Genomic DNA, 20,061 nt, shown 5'->3' with positions numbered 1-20,061 from the left:
GTTGGGTCAGCGCTGCGCCGCCCGAACCAGGTTAGACCCGATGATCAACTGCTGAATCTCGCTGGTGCCCTCATACAGCCGCAGTAGGCGCACGTCGCGGTAGATGCGTTCGACCGGAACGCCACGCATGTATCCGCTGCCGCCGTGAATCTGCACCGCGAGATCGGCTACCTTGCCGGCCATTTCGGTGCAGAAGAGCTTGGCCGCCGACGGTGCGATCCGCCGGTCCTCGCAGGTGACCCACTGCCGTGCGGCATCGCGAACCAGAGCGCGCCCGGCCAGCACCCCGGTCTGCTGGTCGGCCAGCATCGCCTGCACTAACTGAAAGTTACCGATCGGTGTGCCACCCTGGGTCGCGGTGGCGGCGTATGCCACCGATTCGTCCAACGCCCGCTGGGCGGCGCCAACGGCGATGGCGGCTATGTGGACTCGGCCGCGCGCCAACGACGTCATTGCCGCTCGGTAGCCGATGTCTGCGTCGGCACCGATCAGCGCGGCGCCGTCGACGCGGACATCGGCAAAGCTGACGTCAGCCGTCCACGCGCCTTCCTGGCCCATCTTGGCGTCCTTGGCGCCGACTTCGACTCCTGGGGCGTCGGCGGGGACAAGGAAGACGGCGATACCCGGGCCACGGTCGTCGGCGGGTCGAGTGCGCGCGAAGACCACGAACAGGTCGGCGACGGGTGCGTTGGTGATAAACCGCTTTTGCCCCGAGATCACCCAATTATCGTTATCGCGAACGGCTTTGGTGCGTAGGCCCGCCGGGTTTGATCCAGCGCCGGGTTCGGTCAAGGCGAAGGAGGCGACGACGTCGCCGGATGCCATGGGCTCCAGCCAGCGGGCCTTCTGCTCGTCGGTGCCGAATCCGACGAGCACCTGTCCGGCGATGCCGTTGTTGGTGCCGAACAGCGACCGCAACGCCAGCGAGGTGTAGCCCAGCTCCATGGCCAGCTCGACGTCTTGCACGAGGTTCAGGCCAAGGCCGCCCCACTGCTGCGGGATCGCATAGCCGAACAACCCCATTGTCTTGGCCTGGTCGCGCAGGTCGTTGGGCACCCGGTCGGCGTCGAGGATCTCCTGCTCGCGCGGGATCACGGCGGTGCGGACGAAGTGGCGGGTCTGGGCCAGGATCTCCTGAAAGTCCTCGTCAGAAACCTCGGGGAGATCGGCAGTGCTCATCGGCGGACGCTCCTTTCGGAGCAAGATCCTATATGAAATATGATGCTCGAACCGATGGGTGCCCATCTGGGCCATGACAGTGAGGGATACAGGTGTCGTTGCTGAGCGGGCGGACAGCGGTGGTTACGGGTGGTGCCCAAGGTCTCGGTTTTGCTATCGCGGAACGCTTCATCGCCGAGGGTGCGCGGATCGTGCTGGGTGATGTGAACCTGGAGGCGACCGAAGCCGCGGCCAAGCAACTCGGTGGCAACGAAGTCGCGCTGGCCGTGCGTTGCGACGTCACGCAGGCCGACGAAGTCGAGGCTCTGATCCGGACCGCAGTCGAGCGATTCGGCGGGCTGGACATCATGGTCAACAATGCCGGGATCACCCGCGACGCGACGATGCGCAAGATGACCGAAGAGCAGTTCGATCAGGTCATCGACGTGCACCTGAAGGGGACGTGGAACGGCACCCGGCTGGCGGCGGCGATCATGCGGGAGCAGAGGCGGGGCGCGATCGTGAACATGTCGTCGGTCTCGGGGAAGGTCGGCATGGTCGGCCAGACCAACTACTCGGCGGCCAAGGCCGGAATCGTCGGGATGACCAAGGCTGCGGCCAAAGAGCTTGCCTACCTTGGCGTCCGGGTAAACGCGATCGCTCCCGGATTGATTCGCTCCGCCATGACAGAAGCCATGCCGCAACGCATTTGGGACGAAAAGGTCGCCGAGGTCCCGATGGGCCGGGCCGGTGAGCCCAGCGAGGTCGCAAGCGTTGCGTTGTTCCTGGCTTCGGATCTGTCCTCGTATATGACCGGTACCGTCATGGAAGTCACCGGCGGCCGACACATATGAGTAGCGCCGTCATTTGTGAACCGATACGGACACCGATCGGCCGCTACGGCGGAATGTTCAAGTCGCAGACCGCCGTTGATCTCGGGGTTGCCGCGTTGAAAGGGCTGCTGGAACGAACCGGGATCGCGCCCGACGCGGTGCAAGACGTGATTCTCGGACACTGCTACCCCAGCAGTGAGGCGCCGGCGATCGGGCGCGTAGTCGCGTTGGATGCCGGCCTGCCGGTGACGGTTCCCGGCATGCAGGTCGACCGTCGCTGTGGGTCCGGCCTGCAGGCGGTGATCCAGGCGTGTCTGCAAGTGAGCAGCGGCGACAACGATCTCGTGATCGCCGGCGGCTGCGAAAGCATGAGCAACGTCGCGTTCTATTCCACCGACATGCGCTGGGGCGGTGGCCGAACCGGTGTCCGGGTGCATGACGGGCTGACACGGGGCCGTACTACCGCCGGCGGCCGGCACTACCCCGTGCCGGGCGGAATGCTGGAAACCGCCGAAAACCTGCGCCGCCGGTATGACATTTCGCGTCTGGAACAAGACGAGCTTGCGGTGACGTCGCACCAGCGCGCGGTGGCCGCTCAGCAGGACGGCATCCTGGCCCAGGAGATCATTCCGGTTGCGGTGCCAGCCCGGCAGGGCGAGGATTTGATCGACACCGACGAACATCCCCGCGCCGACACGTCGGTGGAATCGCTGGCCAAGCTCAAACCGGTTCTGTTTAAAGAGGATCCTGATGCGACCGTGACGGCCGGCAACTCCAGCGGCCAAAACGACGCCGCCGCCATGTGCGTGGTGACCACTCCGGAGAAGGCCGCCGAATACGGCTTGACGCCGTTGGTCCGGTTGGTGTCGTGGGGGCAGGCGGGTGTCGCGCCCAACATCATGGGCATCGGTCCGGTGCCCGCCACCGAGGTCGCGCTTGCCAAGGCCGGCCTGAGCCTGCGCGACATGGACGTCATCGAACTCAACGAAGCCTTTGCCGCCCAGGCGCTTGCGGTGATGCGCGAGTGGAAGTTCGGCGCCGCCGACCGGGACCGCACCAACGTGCACGGCTCCGGAATCTCGCTCGGCCACCCGGTCGGAGCGACCGGCGGGCGGATGCTGGCCACCCTGGCGCGCGAGCTCGACCGCCGCCAGGCCCGCTACGGTTTGGAGACCATGTGCATCGGCGGTGGCCAAGGCCTTGCCGCGGTCTTCGAACGGGTCACCTGATCATGTTGCCGCTGAACGGAATCCGCGTTGTCGAGGTGTCCAGCTTCGTCGCCGCGCCGCTGTGCGGCATGACACTGAGTCAGCTTGGCGCGCAGGTGATTCGCATCGATCCGATCGGCGGCGCCTCCGACATCCACCGCTGGCCGCTCGCGGCAACCGGTACCTCGATCTACTGGACCGGACTGAACAAGGGGAAGCGCTCGGTCGCCATCGATCTGCGTTCGACCGAAGGTCAGGAGCTGGTTGCGCGGCTGATCATCGAAGGCGACGGTATCGTTGTGACCAACGCCGCGGGCCTGACCTGGCTCACCCATGAACTGCTGGCGGCCCAGCGGCCGGACGTGATCCATGTGCAGCTGCTCGGCCGCGGCAATGGCTCCACCGGGGTGGATTACACCGTCAACGCCGCGACCGGGTTCCCTCTTGTCACCGGTCCGGTCAACCATGCCGGTCCGGTAAACCATGCACTGCCGGCGTGGGACGTGTGCTGCGGCCTTTATGCCGCGCTTGCCGTTGTCGCCGCGGTCCGTCGTCGTGACCAGTCCGGGGTGGGGGCACGCATCAGCCTGGCGCTGGAAGACGTCGCCCTGGCTACCGCGGGCAATCTGGGATTGCTGACCGAGCCACAGGTGAACGGGACGCAACGTCAGCGGCTGGGCAACGCGATCTTCGGCCAGTATGGCCAGGATTTCACCAGTCGTGATGGGGTCGCGTTCATGGTTGTGACGTTGACCGGCAGGCATTTTCGCGACCTTGTCGACGTGACGGGTACCGGGCGTGCGGTGTCGGCGCTCGCCGAGGCGTTGGGGGTGGACTTCGCCGCGGAGGGCGACCGGTACCGTTACCGGGACGCGCTTTCCGGCCTGTTCGCCACCTGGTTCGCCGACCACACGGCCGACGAGATCACCGCGGCCTTGTCGGAAACGACGGTGCTATATGAGCGGTATCGGACGTTTGGGGAAGTGGTTGAAGACCAGCGGGTGACCGGCAATCCATTGTTCTCCCGGTTGCACCAGCCGGGTGTCGGCGACTATCTGGCCCCCGGCCTGCCGACCGCGTTCGACGGCGTGCACCCCGCCAGCGCGCCCGCGCCCGCCCTGGGTCAGGACACCGCCGACGTCCTCACCGAATACCTGGGTTTGACCGCCGCCGACATCGCGCGGCTGACGAGCGCCAACACGATAGGGAAAGACGGCCCATGACCAAACTCGCCCAAACACTCGGCCTCACCGAATTCCAGGCCGAAATCATCGCCACGGTACGGCAATTCGTCGAAAAGGACGTGATTCCCAACGCGCCGGAACTCGAGCGCGGCGACACCTACCCGCAAGGAATCGTCGACCAGATGCGCGACATGGGCCTGTTCGGCCTGATGATCCCGCAGGAGTACGGCGGATTGGGGGAGTCGCTGCTGACCTACGCCCTGTGTGTCGAGGAGTTGGCGCGTGGCTGGATGAGTGTGTCCGGCGTGCTCAACACCCACTTCATCGTCGCCTACATGCTGCGCCAGCACGGCACCGACGCACAGAAGCAGCGCTTGCTGCCCCGAATGGCTACCGGGGAGTCCCGCGGCGCGTTCTCGATGTCGGAGCCGGAGCTGGGCTCCGATGTCGCCGCGATCCGCACCCGGGCTCGACGCGATCCCGATGACACCTATGTCATCCACGGCCAGAAGATGTGGCTAACCAATGGAGCCACTTCCACGCTGGTGGCCGTTCTGGTGCGCACGGATGAAGGCGCGGAGGGGGCGCATCGCAACCTGACCGCGTTCCTTATCGAAAAGCCGGTCGGTTTCGGCGAAGTGGTGCCGGGGCTAACGATTCCCGGCAAGATCGACAAGCTGGGCTATAAGGGCATCGAGACCACCGAACTCATCTTCGACGGCTACCGCGCCAGCGCCGACGACGTCCTCGGCGGTACCACTGGGCAGGGTTTCTTCCAGATGATGGACGGGATCGAGGTCGGCCGGGTCAATGTGTCGGCGCGAGCCTGTGGGGTTGGCATCCGGGCTTTCGAGCTCGCCGTGCGCTATGCCCAGCAACGCCACACCTTCGGCAAGCCGATCGCGGAGCACCAAGCCATCGCATTCCAGCTGGCCGAGATGGCGACCAAAGTCGAAGCGGCGCACCTGATGATGGTCAACGCGGCGCGGCTCAAGGATTCCGGAGAACGCAACGACGTCGCGGCGGGGATGGCGAAATATCTGGCCAGCGAATACTGTTCCGAGGTCACCCAGCAGAGCTTCCGGATCCACGGCGGCTACGGCTACTCGAAGGAATACGAAATCGAACGGCTGATGCGCGATGCGCCCTTCCTGCTGATCGGTGAGGGCACCAGCGAGATCCAGAAGTCCATCATCAGCAAGCGGCTACTCGCCGAGTATCGGGTCTGACGCGATGACCGCTCCCGATTTCGCTGCACGGCCGCAACTTTCGGAAGATGTCGCGCGCTTTGTCCGCAGCCGGATTTTCGACGGCACATACGCCGCGGGAAAGTACATTCGTCTGGACCAACTGGCCGCGGAGTTGGGGATCAGCGTGACACCGGTGCGTGAGGCGCTGTTCGCGTTGCGCGCGGAAGGTTTGGTCGCCCAACAGCCGCGCAGAGGCTTTGTGGTGTTGCCGCTCACCGAGCGCGACCTCGCTGACGTCGCCAATGTGCAGGCGCACGTCGGCGGCGAGCTGGCGGCGCGGGCCGCGATCAATATCAGCGACGCCCAGTTGCGGGAACTCGCTGACATTCAGGCTCAGCTCGAGAAGGCCTATGCCGCCGATGACGACGAGCGCGCGGTCCGGCTCAACCACGCATTCCACCGGGCCATCAACATCGCAGCGGACTCGCCCAAGCTCGCGCAGTTGATGTCGCAGATCACCCGCTATGCACCGGAATCGGTGTTTCCCAGCATCGCGCATTGGCCGAGCCAGGCGGTGAAGGACCATCGACGGGTGTTAGCCGCCTTGAAGAAGCGCGACGACAAGCTTGCCCGCGCCGCGATGTCGGAACACCTGGCCGCCAGCGCGATTCCGTTGATAGACCATCTCATCGCGCATGGTGTGGTGGTCGGTCCACCGCCATCGGATATCTGAACGGCGAGGGCCCAGCCGGGCCAGCGATTGCGACGAGCCGCCAAAACTCAACACGGTCATTTCGGTAAATGGCTGTTGCCCAAACACAGCTGGGCATACGCTGCGTTTGGGTGGGCAACATGATAGGGAGAAGACAATAATGCTTCCAACGCTCGCGTTCCACGCGTCGGCCGGATTCGTCGCCTGTGTGGTGGCGGTCGTGGTCGCGTCGCCGGCCGTTGCCGAACCGGGAGACCAAATCCCCGGGGATGGGGTCTTTCTCGTCGGAACCGACATTGCGCCGGGCACCTACCGCACGGAGGGCCCGTCCAATCCCCTGATTTTGGTGTTCGGCCGGGTGTCCGAGCTATCAACGTGTGTGTGGTCGACGCACAGCACGCCTACGCCGAGCCCTGCCGATATCGTCAACACAAACACCTCTATGGGCCCGATGACCGTGGTGATCCCCCCAACGGTAGCGGCCTTCCAGACAATGAATTGCAAGCTCTGGCTGCAGCTTTCATAGGACACCCAGCAGCAGCTCACGCAGCCGCCGCCAATCGACCTTGCCGGTGGGCCCGCGTGGGACGTCGTCGTCGGACTCCAGGACCAGCCATACCGTCGGCACCTTAAAGGCGCTCAGCAACGTCCGGGCGTCCTGGCTCAACTGCTCGGCGCTAAGCGCGCGGCGGCCCACTACCGCCGCGCCTACCCGTTGACCCGTGCCGACGGGCACGTTGGTGACGAAGGCGTTGTCGACCCCGTCTATGCTGCGCAGCGCCCGCTCGACCTCACTGGGATAGACCGTCGCGCCGTTGACTTTGAACATGTCGTCGGCACGGCCGTGGTAGAACAGGAAGCCGTCTGCGTTGAGCCGGCCGAGGTCGCCGGTGGGGTAGAAGCCATCGGCGGTGAAGAGGTCTTCTCGGCTGTGGCGGCAGATCCCGCGCAGTGTGTGCGGTCCCCGGACCTGGATCAGGCCCACGGTCGCGGCCGGAACGGGAGCGCCGTTGTCGACGTCGACGACGCGAACCTCCACGCCGGGAAAGGGCTTTCCGCAACTACCCCAGGCCGACGGCGGCATGTCGGTGTCGGCGGCGTAGCCGCAGTACGGACCGAATGTTTCGGTCATGCCGAACAGGGTCGCGCGTGCTCCCGGTTGAGCCCGCTGGTCGGGTGGCAGCAGGGCTTCCAGACTGCCCGGCCGTAGCGGCGATAGGTCGACGCCGGAGCGGTCGCGGTGCCGCGCCAGCGCTTCGGCTTGGTCGGGCCAGCCTCGAAACAGTGTGACTCGCTCGTCCTGCAGCAGACGCAACGTCGTTTCGGGTCTTGGTGCTTCCTCGGTAACCAGCGTGGCGCCAGCGACCAGCGCGGACAGTATTCCGCCACCGAAGCCGCCGACCCAGAAGAACGGCATCGGCAAATACAAGCGCGTGTCCGAGGTGATGCAGCGGGCCGCGAGGCCCGATCGCACCGCACCTAACGCGCTGTCGTGGGAGTGTATGACCCCTTTGGGTGACCCGCTGCTGCCCGAGGTGAAGATGATGACCAGCGGGTCGGCCGGGTTCACCGTCTCGGTCATCGCGTCGACGATGCGGCAGGCCCCTGCGGAAGCGTCGGCATTGGCGAGCCGGTCGGGCGTCCAAACCTGACGCAAGGCGGGCAACTCGGTTGGACGGAGGTCGTCAAGATAGCGGTGTCCCCGGAATTCTTCGACGCTCACCAGGAATTGCACCGAAGCCACCCGCAGCTGTGCGATCAGCTCGCGGGGCCGCAGCAGTGTGCTCAGCGGAACCAATACCGCGCCGATGCGCGTCAGCGCGATGGCGATCTGCACCCAGCGAGTGCCGTTGGGCATGATTAGACCCACCCGGGTGCACTTGCCCACACCGGCCTCGACGAATCGCGCGGCCAAATCCATTGTGGAACTGGCGAGTTCGCTGTAGCTGATGCGTGACGCCGGGTCAATCACCATGGGTTTGGAACGGCACTTGGCGGCCTGCGACCGCACCAAGTGATCGATGGTATCAGTCACAGAACAACTTCTTCAGTTGCCGCGTATCGACCTTGCCGCTAGACAGCAGCGGTACCTCGGCGCGCGGTAGGGCGACACAGCGTTTGGGGATCTTGTACGCCGACAGCTCCGTCGTGAGCCGATCGAGCGCCGCCGCTTGGTCAAAGTCATCAGCGTCGTCCAGCTCTATGACGGCGGCCACCAGCTGTCCACGCTCGGCATCCGGAATGCCCACCACGTGCGCCACCAGCCCGAGCTTGGCAATGGCCTTTTCCACCTCGGCCGCCGAGACATTGGCGCCCGCGGTCTTGATCATTCCGCTGCGCCGGCCGATGAAATACATGAACCCCTCGCCATCGGCGCGCACCAAATCCCCGGTGTGGAACCAGCCGTCGGCATCGAAGCACTCTTCCCGACTGCGCTTGTAGTAATGCTGCATCACGAATGGCCCGCGGATATAGAGTTCGCCGTCAACGATTCTGGTCTCGAAGCCCGGTGCCGGCCTGCCATAGGAGCCACGCCGCCCCGCGGGTTGGTCGGATTCGTCCTCGCTGATGAGCACGACACTGCCGGCTTCGGTCATCCCCAGCATGTTGTGCCGTAGCTCGGGATCAGCCGGCCGGACATCGGGCGCCATGATGGGATAGAGATTGCCCCGTCGCGTCGACGAGAGGTCGCGTTCGGTGAAGCTGGGATGGTTGGCCAGATGCGCGACGCTGGCGGCGAAACCATTTGTCATGGTTGGCGTTTCGGCCTCGAGTAAGTCGAGGATCGCGCCGGGGTCGGTGGCGTTGGAGCACACCAGAGTCGACCCGGCAACCACAGTGGCCAACAGACCAAAGGCAAAGCCGCCGATCCAGAAGAACGGCGCAGTGCAGAACAGCTTGTCGTCTACCGTCAGGCCGCGAATCATGTTGAGATTCCGCTGGTGTCGCAGCAGTGCGGCATGGGTGTGCACCACTCCCTTGGGCGTACTCTCCGAGCCCGAGGTGTACACGATCGCCAGCACGTCCGAACCGTCGACATCGTCTTCCAGTGCGTCCAGCAGGGCGGGTTCGACCGTGTTGGCACGTTGACACACAGGCTCGCAATCGACAACTACGTGGCGCAATTGCGGCACGCCGCTGCAGAACAATGGGTCGTCGCTGTAGAATTCGGACTCTGACAGCACCTGACTTAGCCGCTTTACATAGTCGTGGGAGCGAAACGAGGCGGCGCTCAAGAGGATCCGCACATCGCTGTCGACCAGCTGTTCGCGCAGCTCCCGAGCGGTGGCGAAGGTGGAGAACGGAACAACCACCGCGCCGATACGCCCCGCTGCCAGCATCCCAATGACAAACTCGCTGCCGTTCGGGTAAAGCAGCCCGACGTGGGTTCCCTTGCCTGCGCCAAGTGCGATCAGCCCACGGGCAAGCTCCGCCGAGCGACGATCGGCCTCGCTGTAGCTGATCCGGTCACCGTCGCACACCAGCAACGGATGGTCTGCGCGCCGTCGGGATTGGTGGCGCAGCACGTCGGCGACCGTATCACCGGGCATGGTCAGCACCGAAGAAGCTCCGGATCGCGTTCAGGTCGGGTTTGCCGGACGCCGTACGCGGGATCGCGTCGACGATCGCGATATCGGTCGGAATCTCGTAGCGCGCCAGGCGGGACCGCAGGTATTCGACCAACTCGACCGTGTCGGCGGATGTCGATTGGCGCAATTCCACCATGGCCACCGGCGTCGCCCCAAGACGCTCGTCGAAACGCCCGATCACGGCGGCGCCGGCCACCGCGGGGTGGGCCTCCAGCGCGACGCGAACAACGTCTGGCAGGATCTTGAAGCCGCCGCGGACGATCGCCTGATCCGCCCGGCCGACGATCCAGAGGAAGCCGTCGGCATCGATGCGCGCTATATCCGTGGTCCGCATCCACTGCGCCGACGGGCCCCGTTGTCCCGGTTTGACCTCCAGCCGACCAACCTGGTCCGGCGGGAGTGGGGAGCCGTGCTCATTGACCACTCGTAGTTGTGTGCCGGGGTTGGCTCGGCCGACACTGCCGCGTTTGGCTCTCCAGAACTGCTGGTAATCGGCGAGCGTCCAGCCGGCGACACCGCCACCGAATTCGGTTGCGGCATAAGAGGTCAGGACGGGAACACCGTATTTCGCGGTGAAGGCATCGGCGTCGTCGGCCGATAGCGGAGCGGTACCGCAGGTGACGGCGCGGATGCTGTCCAAGTCGGCGCGCGGCAGGTCGGCGTGCAGCACAGTCCGCAACGCGGCGGGTACCAGCGACACCGTGCGGGGCCGGTGTTTGCGCACGGCCGCGGTCCAGGCGTTGAGCTCGAATCGTTCCAGCAACACAAACGGTCTCGCCTGAGCGACGCATTGCAGCACGCGGAACACGCCGCCAATATGCACCAAAGGTGAATTGACGATCGCAACACCGTGGCGGAGCTCGGGGGGCGCCGGCGCACGGCCGTAGTCCGGGCCCATCGCGCTGTGTGCGAGCATGTCGTAAGTCAGGTCGATTCGTTTGGGCGGGCCGGTCGTTCCACTGGTCAGCATGCGCACCGCGACGGCACACCGGGCACCGGCCGGTGCCGCCGGTAGTTCGTCGGGCCGGTCGAAGACATTGGAGAGCGACACGGTCCGGGTGCCGGGTACGTCAGCAACCAGTGTCGCCAGATCGTCGGATTCGCCGACGATCACCGGCAATCCCAGCGCGTCGATGTCGGCTCTGGCGCGGTCGTCGCCGCGGGCGGGATTGAGGGTCACTACGGTTCCGCCGCCTAGCAGCACGCCGAGGAACGCCGCCACGTGAGCGGGCCGGTTGCGCAGCAGGATTCCGATCTGCGGATCGGGTGCGGCGAGGGACCCGATGCGCCGTGCCGCGTTGCCGAGCACGTCCCACGAAAGCCATTGGCCGTCATACTCGATGGCGTTTGCCCCCGGCTGCAGATCGAGCGCATCGGCGATGCGTTGACTCAGCGGGTGCATCACCGGATCGTTGGTTCATGCGCGGCGGCCTCGCCGGCCGCTAGTTCCGCCTGGCCCAGTGGATTGCCGAGTCGGGTGTAGATGAGCCCTTGTTCCATCGCGGCCCGGTAGGGCTTGTCCAGCGATTCCCAGATTGCTTTGACGGTGCCCTGGGTGGCCGATGGCGGCTTGGCCGCGATGGTCGCCGCGATCTCGTGTGCGCGTGCCCATAACTGCTCGGGTTCAACCACTTCCGAGACCAATCCGATTCGCAGCGCGGTGTCAGCGCCGAGCCGTTCATCGTTGCCCATCAATGCGATCCGCAAGGCTTCACCGAGACCGATGCGGCGCATCAGCCCGACGGGCTCCAACGCGCAGACCAGACCGGCCGACACATGCGAATCGAAGAACGTCGCATCCGTCGAGCAGATGACGACATCGGACTCGTTGATGAAGTAGAACGCGCCGGCGGTACATATGCCGTGCACGGCGCATACCACCGGCTTGAACATCTTCTGCCACTTAGGACTCAGTAATTCACCGGGGTCTTCGTGGTTCCACACATTTTCCGGTTGGCCATAGGGGGTCTTGATATCGAGGCCGGCACTGAACGCGCGGCCTGCTGCCCTGAGTACCACCGCGTGCACCGCGTCGTCGAGTTTGACGACGCGCCACGCTTGGGCCATCTCCTCACACATGGTGCGGTTGAACGCATTCAACTGCTTGGGGCGATTCAGCGTAATGGTCGCGACGTGGTCGGCGGCATCGATGTCGAGCAAGATGGTTTCGAACGACGCGCTCATCGGCATTGCCAATCGGGTTTCCGCTTTTCGAGGAAGGCCTTGGGGCCCTCCAGCGCGTCCTGTGTCCGTAGCACCCGTTCGCGGAAGGCTTCGGCGAGCATCTCGGCCTCGTGCAGCGGCAGGTCCAGACCCTTGAGAATGGCTAGCCGCGTGCCCCGGACCGCCAGCGGTGCATTGGAGTTCACGATATCGGCGATCTCGTAAGCCCGTTCCAGCAGCCGGTCGTGCTCGACGATTTCACTGATCAATCCGAGGTCGAAGGCGCGTTGTGCGCTCATCCGTTCGTGCTTGCCCAGCAACGCCATTCGCAGGGCGACGGTGCGGGGCAGCACCCGGGCGAGCCGGACCAACTCGCGGCCGGCCACCAATCCGATGCTGACGTGCGGGTCGAAAAATGTGGCCTTGTCGGATGCGATGACGATGTCTGAGGTCGTGACCCAGTCCAGCCCTGCGCCACAGCACAACCCGTTAACGGCGGCCAGCAGCGGCTTGGCCATGCGGCGAAATGGCGGTGTGCCTTCCTGAGGTGCCTCCCACTGTTCATAGGTCGACAGATAAGGCCGGTCGTAGATCACTTTGCCGTCGCCGGGAATGGCTTTGACGTCGGCTCCCGTGCAGAACGCGCGTCCCGTGCCAGTGACGATGAGCAGCCACACCATGTCGTCGTTTTCTGCCTGGTCGTAGGCGGCCCGCAGTTCGGTAATCATGTGGGGGCTGAGCGCGTTGAGGGCGTCCGGGCGATTCAGCGTGATGGTGGCGGTATGCGCGTCCACCTCGTAGGTAATGGTGTCGAACATCACCGGCCCTCGAACTTCGCGTCGCGCCGTTGCCGAAAGGCCTGCAGGCCTTCTTTGAAATCACTTGTCCGACACGATAGTTCCAAGTTGTACAACTCCTGTGTCAGGGACTGGCTCAGGGTTGCGTGCTGGCCAAAGTTCAGCGCCTGCTTGGCCAGCCCGATGGCAACCGTGGGCCCGCAGGCCAGTCGCGACAGCAGGTCCTCGACCGTCTTGTCGAGCTGCGGGGCGTCCACGGCCCGGTGAATCAAGCCCCAGGCGGCGGCGTCGGTTGCGTTTACCTTCTCGCCGAGCAGCAGCATCCGTCGGGCGCGCGCCAGGCCGACCAGTCGCGGCAGCAGCCAGGTGGCCCCTGAGTCCGGGCTGAACCCGCGCTCGGTGAACGGCTCCCAGAACACCGCATCGGTGACGGCGAGGGTGAAGTCGGCGGCCAGCGCCAGATTGCAGCCCAGGCCCACGGCCCAGCCCTGCACGCTGCAGACCACCGGCAGCTGGATGCCGTGCACCAGCTCGACGACTCGATGAGCGGCGTGGGGAACACGGCGCACCAGGCCACCGGCGCGAGGACGTGGTGCGTCGGCGCTGTTGGTGGCCACCCAGTCGGCGCCCGCGCAGAAGTCGGTACCTGTGCTGCGGATATGCACAGCGCGCAACGAGTCGTCGATTGCGGCATCGGACAGCGCGTCGACGAATGCCTCGATCATGTTGGGAGTCAACGCGTTACGGTGTGATGGGCGATCGAGTGTGATTCGTAGCACCGCGCCATCGCGGCACGTTGTCACCGAACCCTTCGTCCCGGCCGGGTCGGTCTCGTGACCCACTATATCGTTACCCCTACAGTAGGCAATACGATTGCTACGCTGTATAAGTTAGCAAGGAAACGTTGCCGACGGAATAAGCGGGTGAAACCCAAAGAGGAAGGGATGTATGGGGCCTGAGTCCGGACCCAAATTCGGTGAGACGCCGCTGGCCCAGACCGTCGCCGCCGCCGGCGCCATCCGGCGTCTCAGCTCGTTGCTGCTCTCGCTCGAACACCCACACCCGACGGTCGATGCCATGCTGGCGCAATTCGCCGATTGGGAGCGAGAACTAGCCGCTGCGGCACCGCCCGAGCTTGCCCCTCGAATCGGCGCTCGCGCCGACGACTCACGTCGGGTTTACCTCAGCCACGCAACCAACATCGGCGCGTTCAACCCCTGCTTTCCCGAGTACCAGTTCGATCACCTCGACGCGGAAACCGCTTCTGGCCGGGTCATCTTCCCGCTGGTCTATGAAGGCCCGCCAGGGCTGGTACACGGCGGCTTTCTGGGCGTCTTCTTCGACTGCGTCATACAGCATCAGAGCTGCGTCACCGGGCTTTCCGGTAAGACGCGATCGCTGACCGTGACCTTCCGACGGCCCACGCCGGTGTTGACCGAGCTGCGCTTCGACATCACACGGTCGCAGAGTGAACGCGGCATCGCGTCGACGGCGCGCCTGCTGCTCGACGACGAAGTGCTGTGCATCGGTGAGATCAACACGCTGGCGTCGCAGCCCGACAATCTTGCCGGATCCCAATTCGGCCCGCGGCGAACGGAGTCGGCTACATGACCTCCTCGTACGGTTCGGACCAGCGGGTACTTTTCGAGGTCGATCACGACGGGCGAATCGCCACTATCACCTTGAACAACCCCAAGCAACGCAATTCCTATGATGCCGCCATGCGTGATGCCATCGCCCGCTGTCTGGACCAAGTGGCCGACGACGACGATCTCGCGGTGGTGCTGCTGCGCGGATCCGACGGAATTTTCAGCACCGGGGCTGACATGAACAACGCCTACGGTTGGTACGGCGACTCTGCCTCGCCGGCGGACAACCGCCGGCCCAGTCAGCGTCGCCGACTTGCCGTGGACCGCAAGTCATTTGGCTTCTACCACGACTTCCTGGGCTTCCCGAAGGTGACGGTGGGGGAGATCGCCGGATATGCCCTTGGCGGCGGCTTCGAGATCGCCCTGATGACCGATATCTCGGTCATTGCGCGCGATACCAAGATCGGCATGCCGGCAACGCGCTTCCTTGGTCCCGCGCTGGGCAGCCTGCACATGTTTTTTCACCGCTTGGGGCCGGTACTGGTCCGACGCCTGCTGCTGACCGGCGACATCATCGAGGCCGGCGAGATCGAGCACCTCGGAATCTTCACTGACACTTGCGATCCCGGTTCGGTCACCGCACGCGCTCGATACTGGGCCGAGAAGGCGGCCAAGATGCCCGCCGATGGTGTCGTCATCGCCAAGGAAGCGTTCCGCTTGGTCGAACAGACTCAGGCTTACAGCGGCGAGGAAGTCGCAAGTTACCTTTTCCACGCCTTCGGCACCAATCTGCAGTTCGCGCCCGGGGAGTTCAACTTCGTCAAGACGCGTGCGGAGCACGGCACCAAGGAAGCGTTCCGGTTGCGCGATGAGCACTTTCACGTGCCGGAACCCGAAGCGGAGTGACCGTTAACGCGACTTCGCGGCGGTCTTGCGTTGGCGGGCCGGGGCCCTGCGGGCGGCCTTCGCGGCGTCCGCGATCAACCGGCTGGCGTGATCCAGGATGCAGTCGAGGCCATATTCGAAGTTGGTTTCATCGGGTGCCCCGATGCGGTGACCCTTCCCTGTGACTTGTGCGATCAGCGGAGTGCTGTGTGGATCTATGCTCACCGCGTCCTCGATGGTGCGTGGGGCACCGTCGGCTGACTGGTTCTTTTCGAAGAGCCGCTGCAGTACCACCGATCCGCGGACGTGTAGGGAAATCGCGGAATACGTGTCAAAGGCGTCTTCTGGGGACAGGCCCGCCTCCACCAGATTGGCGATGGCACGCTCCATTTCCTGGGCGCCCAGGCGCGCCGCCTTGGGGCTCAGTGCCGCGCGAATCAAAATCAGATCGCACAGTATTGGGTTGCCCATGAACGTCTTACGCATCGACCGCGCATGGTTGCGCAACGTTTCGCGCCAGTCGCTGGCTTCGACGTACGGGGTGGCGAACACGTACTTGCTCAGGGCGCGGTCGGTCATTGCGTTGAGCAGATCGTCCTTCTTGCGGAAGTACCAGTAGATGCTGGTGACGCCGACGCCAAGGTGTTTGCCCAGCAGCGGCATGCTCAGGTTGTCGATCGACACCTGCTCCGCGAGTTCGAATGCGCCGCTGATGATGTCATCGGGATTGATGGAACCGCGTTCGCGTCGCTGACGCTTCTCGACGGTTGCCTGCTTTGCCACTACGGGCACCTCCATGAAGAGCTGTTCTGGTACGCGGTCTGTCAACCTTACCGGGGTACATCCGCCGTCTGCTACTGTAATGCCTATCGTAGGCTTTTTGGTAACACTCGACGTGCTATGGATCTAGGCCTGGCAGATGCCGCCGCGGCGGTGGTGGGTGGCAGTGGTGGCATGGGTTTGGCCACCGCCCGTTGCCTCGCCGCCGACGGCGCGAAAGTGGCTGTGGTCGGCCGGCAGCAATCAAAGGTCGAACGCGCCGCCGCCGAGCTTACGCATTGCGGCAGCCCGGATGCCCTCGGGCTCGTCGCCGACGTCTGCGACGCTGAACAGGTCGACGCAGTCTTCGCCGAGCTGGCCAAGCGATGGGGCGGCGAACTCAACGTGCTCATCAACGCGGTCGGTCCGGGCTCGGTTGGCAGCTTTGAAGACCTGACCGACGAGCACTGGCACCAGGCGGTCGAGGCGGGGGTGATGGGAATGGTGCGCTGTGTGCGTTCCGCACTTCCGCTGCTACGTAAGGCGCAGTGGGCGCGGATCGTTAACTTCTCGGCGCACTCGACACAGCGGCAAAGCGTGATACTGCCCGCCTATACGGGTGCCAAGGCGATGCTGACGAGTGTCTCCAAGAACCTGTCCCTGTTGCTGGCCAAGGACGAGATCCTGGTCAACGTCGTCTCGCCGGGCAGCATCGCGTCCGGGTCGCTGGTCGGCTGGGCCAAATCCGTTGGTGTTGATGGCAACGACCCTTACGCCCTAATGGGAGCGATCGCCGAGCATTTCGGTCACCCGGCGCACTTGCCGCGAGCCGGCCTGCCGGAGGAGATCGGCCCGGTCGTGGCCTTCCTGGCGTCGCGGCGCAACTCCTATATGACGGGGGCCAATATCAACGTCGACGGCGGCTCGGATTTCACCTGACTGACTGTAGAAGGAGCACATGATGGCCACGGCCGCTGAAGCCAGAAAATGGGCACGCGGTGCACTGCGCGGAATCGGTGACTCGCTCTATACACCGTTTTGCGGCACCGATGGTGACGACATCGACTGGGACGCGTACCGGACTTTGGTGCATTACTGCGTCGCCGATCTCGGCCACCCGATGTTGTGGTGCACCAGCGGGATCGCCGAGTTCTGGTCGCTGACCCTCGACGAGCGAAAGCGCTTGCTAGAGACGGCAATCGAAGTGGGGCACAGCGCGAACCCCGACGTCGTCGTGCAGGCGTGCACAGCGGCCATGGCGGCAAAGGACTGCTTGGAATTGACGCAGCACGCACAGCAGGTGGGCGCCGACATCGCCTACATCCAAACGCCGATGATGGAGGCGCACGGCGGCGAGGGCGTGCTCAGATTCTTCCAATACATCGCCGCGCGCACGGATATCGCGCTGGGCATGTTCAATTCGCCGTCCTCGGGTTACGTGCTGACCCCGGCCGAAAGCGCCCGCATCTACGACGAAGTACCCGCGGTGTGCGCCACCAAGGAGGGCGCCTTCCGCCCCCAGAGCAGCCGATTGCTGCACCAGCTGGCGCCGGATCTCATGGTCTGGGAATGCGACAAGACGGTATATCGCGCCGGCTGGCTGCGGGACGGCATCGTCTGCCCGGCACAATTGGGCACGGCCGGCTATCTGTTCGAGACCCCGCAGCGCAGAATCTTTTCCGAGTATTGGGATCTGATCCAAAACGACAAGCTGCTCGAGGCCATGGATTACGGACGCGAGTCTGGCCTGGACCAATTCGACATCGACCTCGGCTCGTGGTTCACCTGCTACCCAGGACGGTCGGACTACTTCACCCACTGGGGCGGTGCGTTCAAATACGCAGCGTCGCTGCTCGGTTTGCCCGTTGGTTCCTATCCGCATTCGCGACCGCCGCAGGCTGAGCTGCCGCCCGAGGCCAAGACTCAGCTCGAGGCCGCCTATCGGCGGTTGGGACTCGTTCATGCTTAGCGGAAACCGATGAACGCCACTGAGGACGCGGTCCTGTACGAGGCCACTCCCAGTGGCGTCGCTATCGTCACCCTCAATCGCGCGGAACGCCTCAACGCCTGGGGTCCCGATATGGCGCCCGCCTTTTACTCCGCCATCGATCGCGCCGAACAGGACCCGGCAATCCGGGCGATCGTGCTGACCGGCCAGGGCCGGGCCTTTTGTGCCGGCGCATATCTGGGCTCGCCGGGTGCCGCGCCCGCCGTCGGCGATTCGCTGAACGAGGCGGGCGGCAAGAGTGTGGCGGACTTGGTAGGGGAGCGTCCGCCGCATTTCGTGACCGAGCTGCGCAAGCCCGTCATCGCCGCCATCAACGGTGCCTGCGTCGGCATCGGTCTGACTCAGGCGTTGATGTGTGACGTCAGGTTCGCGGCGGCCGGCGCCAAGTTCGCCGCGGTATTCGCCCGCCGCGGACTGATCGCCGAGTTCGGCATCTCCTGGATACTGCCGCGCCTGACCGGCTGGGGCGTAGCGCTGGACTTGTTGCTCAGCGGACGTACCTTTCTTGCTGACGAGGCGGCGCGGCTTGGCCTTGTCAAGGAAGTCGTGGCGCCCGAAGGCCTGATGACGCGGGTGCTGGAGTACGCCGAGGACATCGCCCAAAACTGTTCCCCGGCCGCACTTTCGGCGATCAAACGGCAGGCGTATGCCGACACCGGCCGCGATGTCGCGGCGGCCACCGCGGCCGCCGAAGCGCTGATGTGGGAGGCGCTGCCCCGCCCAGACGTCGTCGAGGGGATCGTGAGTTTCTTGGAAAAGCGGCCGCCGCGGTTTCCGCCGCTGGATTCCTAGGACAAGACGATGGATTTCTCCCGTGTCGCGCTCTCCGACGAGGATCAGGCCTTCCTCGACAAAGCCCGAAGTTTCCTTGCCGAGCATGTGACCGACGAGGTCCGGCGGCGCGACCGCGAGACGGGGGACAATTTCGACGAGGAGCTGCACTTGGCGTTTGGCGCCGCGGGGTATCTGGAGGCGGAGTGGACGGCCTCGTCCGAGGGCGGAATGACCCGATTGCAGCGACGCATCTGGACGCTGGAAAAGCGCCGGGCCCACGTGCCGTGGGTGACGTGGGGAACCACCGCCATGGTGGCGCGCGTGGTGGCCAAGTTCGGTTCACCCGAACTCGTTTCGGAGGTGCTACCCGAAGTCTTCACCGGCCGCGTCCGGATCTGCCTGGGCTACACCGAGCCTGAGGGAGGCTCCGACATTGCGACGTGCAAGACGCGTGCGGTGCGTGCTGGTGATGGCTGGATCATCAACGGCGCCAAGATGTTTACCACCGGAGCCCATAATTGTCAGTACGTGTTCCTGATCACCAACACCGACCCGATAGCGCGAAAACACAAGAGCCTGACCATGTTCCTGGTTCCGCTGGATTCCCCGGGTATCGAGATCCAGGGCATCCGCACCGTGGACGGCGAGCGCACCAACCTCGTGTACTACAGCGAGGTCCGCGTCGACGACAAGTACCGGCTGGGCGAGGTGAACGGCGGTTGGACGGTGTTGCGTGAGCCACTCAACGTCGAGCACGGTGCGGTAAGGGCCGGGCGTGACGGGTTGCAGGACACGTCGGTGATGATGCAGCAGGCCGGGTTGATGGCCGAGGCGGTGGACGCAGCCGCGGCATGCGTCAGGCAGCCCTACGCCGACGGCTCAGTGGCATATCGCCTGGGGCGCAGCGTTGCTCGGATGGAAGCGGCGCTGAGCACCCCAAACATCTTCGGGCGCGTCGCGATCGCGCAGACCATGCGAGACATCGCACCGGACCTGATGGACATGCTCGGTGCAGTCTCAGCGCTGCCGGGTGGCGCCGAATACATCTACCGCTTCGCTCCGCTGATGGGCATCTACGGCGGGACGCTCGAGGTGTTCCGCAACATGATCGCGGAGTACACGCTTGGTTTGGGCAAGCCTCAACTCAGCTCGTCGAGCGTGGGTGCTATGGATGAAAAGTGATGGAAATGTGTACATTTCCCCCACGCTCG

Annotated in this window: 20 protein-coding genes; 12 read left to right on the top strand and 8 right to left on the bottom strand. The window is 64.7% G+C overall.

The features are described 5' to 3' along the window. Nucleotides 1-6: 6 nt before the first annotated feature. Nucleotides 7-1,179, bottom strand: a complete 1,173-nt coding sequence (locus AADZ78_RS19210) for an acyl-CoA dehydrogenase family protein (RefSeq protein WP_085251744.1) — start codon at nt 1,177-1,179, stop codon at nt 7-9. A gap of 92 nt (nt 1,180-1,271) precedes the next feature. Here AADZ78_RS19210 and fabG point away from each other — a divergent pair, with 92 nt between their 5' ends. The 6 genes from fabG (at nt 1,272) to AADZ78_RS19180 (ending at nt 6,811) form a co-directional block, all read left to right on the top strand. After that, complete coding sequence (fabG, locus tag AADZ78_RS19205; protein WP_204903361.1) at nt 1,272-2,012, top strand: 3-oxoacyl-ACP reductase FabG; 741 nt, start codon at nt 1,272-1,274, stop codon at nt 2,010-2,012. After that, complete coding sequence (locus tag AADZ78_RS19200) at nt 2,009-3,220, top strand: acetyl-CoA C-acetyltransferase (RefSeq protein WP_085251714.1); 1,212 nt, start codon at nt 2,009-2,011, stop codon at nt 3,218-3,220. Before fabG ends, AADZ78_RS19200 begins: the two co-directional genes overlap by 4 nt. A 2-nt stretch (nt 3,221-3,222) precedes the next feature. Further along, nucleotides 3,223-4,422, top strand: a complete 1,200-nt coding sequence (locus tag AADZ78_RS19195; RefSeq protein WP_085251713.1) for a CoA transferase — start codon at nt 3,223-3,225, stop codon at nt 4,420-4,422. After that, nucleotides 4,419-5,612 (top strand): acyl-CoA dehydrogenase family protein, encoded by a 1,194-nt coding sequence (locus tag AADZ78_RS19190; protein ID WP_085251712.1) that lies wholly within the window; start codon nt 4,419-4,421, stop codon nt 5,610-5,612. The genes AADZ78_RS19195 and AADZ78_RS19190 overlap by 4 nt, the downstream gene beginning before the upstream one ends. 4 nt (nt 5,613-5,616) lie before the next feature. Beyond that, nucleotides 5,617-6,306: a GntR family transcriptional regulator gene (locus tag AADZ78_RS19185; protein WP_085251711.1), complete on the top strand. Its 690-nt coding sequence runs from the start codon at nt 5,617-5,619 to the stop codon at nt 6,304-6,306. 139 nt (nt 6,307-6,445) lie between these two features. After that, nucleotides 6,446-6,811, top strand: a complete 366-nt coding sequence (locus AADZ78_RS19180) for a hypothetical protein (protein ID WP_085251710.1) — start codon at nt 6,446-6,448, stop codon at nt 6,809-6,811. Here the strand turns inward: AADZ78_RS19180 and AADZ78_RS19175 are convergent. Genes AADZ78_RS19175 through AADZ78_RS19150 form a run of 6 tightly spaced genes read right to left on the bottom strand, consistent with a single transcriptional unit; the run spans nt 6,806 to nt 13,677 of the window. After that, nucleotides 6,806-8,320: a class I adenylate-forming enzyme family protein gene (locus AADZ78_RS19175; RefSeq protein ID WP_085251709.1), complete on the bottom strand. Its 1,515-nt coding sequence runs from the start codon at nt 8,318-8,320 to the stop codon at nt 6,806-6,808. The two genes, AADZ78_RS19180 and AADZ78_RS19175, sit on opposite strands and share 6 nt — an antisense overlap. After that, nucleotides 8,313-9,836, bottom strand: coding sequence for a class I adenylate-forming enzyme family protein (locus AADZ78_RS19170; protein ID WP_085251708.1), 1,524 nt, complete (start codon nt 9,834-9,836; stop codon nt 8,313-8,315). Before AADZ78_RS19170 ends, AADZ78_RS19175 begins: the two co-directional genes overlap by 8 nt. After that, on the bottom strand, nt 9,826-11,277 hold the full coding sequence (locus AADZ78_RS19165) for a class I adenylate-forming enzyme family protein (protein ID WP_085251743.1): 1,452 nt from the start codon (nt 11,275-11,277) through the stop codon (nt 9,826-9,828). The genes AADZ78_RS19170 and AADZ78_RS19165 overlap by 11 nt, the downstream gene beginning before the upstream one ends. Then, entirely contained in the window at nt 11,277-12,065 is a 789-nt protein-coding gene (locus tag AADZ78_RS19160; RefSeq protein WP_085251707.1) for an enoyl-CoA hydratase/isomerase family protein, read from the bottom strand. The genes AADZ78_RS19165 and AADZ78_RS19160 overlap by 1 nt, the downstream gene beginning before the upstream one ends. Then, nucleotides 12,056-12,856, bottom strand: a complete 801-nt coding sequence (locus AADZ78_RS19155; protein ID WP_085251706.1) for an enoyl-CoA hydratase/isomerase family protein — start codon at nt 12,854-12,856, stop codon at nt 12,056-12,058. Before AADZ78_RS19155 ends, AADZ78_RS19160 begins: the two co-directional genes overlap by 10 nt. Then, nucleotides 12,856-13,677 carry an enoyl-CoA hydratase/isomerase family protein gene (locus AADZ78_RS19150; protein WP_085251705.1) on the bottom strand — a complete coding sequence of 274 codons (822 nt, stop codon included), beginning with the start codon at nt 13,675-13,677 and terminating at the stop codon, nt 12,856-12,858. Before AADZ78_RS19150 ends, AADZ78_RS19155 begins: the two co-directional genes overlap by 1 nt. A 106-nt stretch (nt 13,678-13,783) precedes the next feature. Between AADZ78_RS19150 and AADZ78_RS19145 the strand changes: the two genes are divergently transcribed. Both AADZ78_RS19145 and AADZ78_RS19140 read left to right on the top strand, forming a co-directional pair. After that, on the top strand, nt 13,784-14,446 hold the full coding sequence (locus AADZ78_RS19145) for a hypothetical protein (protein WP_085251704.1): 663 nt from the start codon (nt 13,784-13,786) through the stop codon (nt 14,444-14,446). Beyond that, nucleotides 14,443-15,330, top strand: coding sequence for an enoyl-CoA hydratase/isomerase family protein (locus tag AADZ78_RS19140; protein ID WP_085251703.1), 888 nt, complete (start codon nt 14,443-14,445; stop codon nt 15,328-15,330). The genes AADZ78_RS19145 and AADZ78_RS19140 overlap by 4 nt, the downstream gene beginning before the upstream one ends. Before the next feature lie 3 nt (nt 15,331-15,333). On the opposite strand, the gene AADZ78_RS19135 is transcribed toward AADZ78_RS19140, so the two are convergent. Then, entirely contained in the window at nt 15,334-16,107 is a 774-nt protein-coding gene (locus tag AADZ78_RS19135) for a TetR/AcrR family transcriptional regulator (RefSeq protein ID WP_085251702.1), read from the bottom strand. A 102-nt stretch (nt 16,108-16,209) separates the two neighbouring features. On the opposite strand from AADZ78_RS19135, the gene AADZ78_RS19130 reads away from it, so the two are divergent. Genes AADZ78_RS19130 through AADZ78_RS19115 form a run of 4 tightly spaced genes read left to right on the top strand, consistent with a single transcriptional unit; the run spans nt 16,210 to nt 20,032 of the window. Then, nucleotides 16,210-17,007, top strand: a complete 798-nt coding sequence (locus AADZ78_RS19130) for an SDR family NAD(P)-dependent oxidoreductase (RefSeq protein WP_085251701.1) — start codon at nt 16,210-16,212, stop codon at nt 17,005-17,007. A 22-nt stretch (nt 17,008-17,029) separates the two neighbouring features. Next, on the top strand, nt 17,030-18,037 hold the full coding sequence (locus AADZ78_RS19125; protein WP_085251742.1) for a dihydrodipicolinate synthase family protein: 1,008 nt from the start codon (nt 17,030-17,032) through the stop codon (nt 18,035-18,037). 9 nt (nt 18,038-18,046) lie between these two features. Beyond that, entirely contained in the window at nt 18,047-18,868 is an 822-nt protein-coding gene (locus AADZ78_RS19120; protein WP_085251700.1) for an enoyl-CoA hydratase, read from the top strand. Between the two features lie 9 nt (nt 18,869-18,877). Beyond that, entirely contained in the window at nt 18,878-20,032 is a 1,155-nt protein-coding gene (locus tag AADZ78_RS19115; protein WP_085251699.1) for an acyl-CoA dehydrogenase family protein, read from the top strand. The last annotated feature ends 29 nt before the right edge of the window (nt 20,033-20,061 follow it).

Source organism: Mycobacterium riyadhense (assembly GCF_963853645.1).
GTDB classification, from domain to species: domain Bacteria; phylum Actinomycetota; class Actinomycetes; order Mycobacteriales; family Mycobacteriaceae; genus Mycobacterium; species Mycobacterium riyadhense.
The sequence above is the reverse complement of the archived record's forward strand: the minus strand, read 5'-3'. Positions and strand labels throughout refer to the sequence as shown.

What these genes read in the sequence shown, in the direction of transcription:
- AADZ78_RS19210 (WP_085251744.1), bottom strand. Translation starts at nt 1,179, where the DNA reads ATGAGCACTGCCGATCTCCCCGAGGTTTCTGACGAGGACTTTCAGGAG.
- AADZ78_RS19200 (WP_085251714.1), top strand. Translation starts at nt 2,009, where the DNA reads ATGAGTAGCGCCGTCATTTGTGAACCGATACGGACACCGATCGGCCGC.
- AADZ78_RS19195 (WP_085251713.1), top strand. Translation starts at nt 3,223, where the DNA reads ATGTTGCCGCTGAACGGAATCCGCGTTGTCGAGGTGTCCAGCTTCGTC.
- AADZ78_RS19190 (WP_085251712.1), top strand. Translation starts at nt 4,419, where the DNA reads ATGACCAAACTCGCCCAAACACTCGGCCTCACCGAATTCCAGGCCGAA.
- AADZ78_RS19185 (WP_085251711.1), top strand. Translation starts at nt 5,617, where the DNA reads ATGACCGCTCCCGATTTCGCTGCACGGCCGCAACTTTCGGAAGATGTC.
- AADZ78_RS19180 (WP_085251710.1), top strand. Translation starts at nt 6,446, where the DNA reads ATGCTTCCAACGCTCGCGTTCCACGCGTCGGCCGGATTCGTCGCCTGT.
- AADZ78_RS19170 (WP_085251708.1), bottom strand. Translation starts at nt 9,836, where the DNA reads ATGCCCGGTGATACGGTCGCCGACGTGCTGCGCCACCAATCCCGACGG.
- AADZ78_RS19165 (WP_085251743.1), bottom strand. Translation starts at nt 11,277, where the DNA reads ATGCACCCGCTGAGTCAACGCATCGCCGATGCGCTCGATCTGCAGCCG.
- AADZ78_RS19160 (WP_085251707.1), bottom strand. Translation starts at nt 12,065, where the DNA reads ATGCCGATGAGCGCGTCGTTCGAAACCATCTTGCTCGACATCGATGCC.
- AADZ78_RS19155 (WP_085251706.1), bottom strand. Translation starts at nt 12,856, where the DNA reads ATGTTCGACACCATTACCTACGAGGTGGACGCGCATACCGCCACCATC.
- AADZ78_RS19145 (WP_085251704.1), top strand. Translation starts at nt 13,784, where the DNA reads ATGGGGCCTGAGTCCGGACCCAAATTCGGTGAGACGCCGCTGGCCCAG.
- AADZ78_RS19140 (WP_085251703.1), top strand. Translation starts at nt 14,443, where the DNA reads ATGACCTCCTCGTACGGTTCGGACCAGCGGGTACTTTTCGAGGTCGAT.
- AADZ78_RS19135 (WP_085251702.1), bottom strand. Translation starts at nt 16,107, where the DNA reads ATGGAGGTGCCCGTAGTGGCAAAGCAGGCAACCGTCGAGAAGCGTCAG.
- AADZ78_RS19130 (WP_085251701.1), top strand. Translation starts at nt 16,210, where the DNA reads ATGGATCTAGGCCTGGCAGATGCCGCCGCGGCGGTGGTGGGTGGCAGT.
- AADZ78_RS19125 (WP_085251742.1), top strand. Translation starts at nt 17,030, where the DNA reads ATGGCCACGGCCGCTGAAGCCAGAAAATGGGCACGCGGTGCACTGCGC.
- AADZ78_RS19120 (WP_085251700.1), top strand. Translation starts at nt 18,047, where the DNA reads ATGAACGCCACTGAGGACGCGGTCCTGTACGAGGCCACTCCCAGTGGC.
- AADZ78_RS19115 (WP_085251699.1), top strand. Translation starts at nt 18,878, where the DNA reads ATGGATTTCTCCCGTGTCGCGCTCTCCGACGAGGATCAGGCCTTCCTC.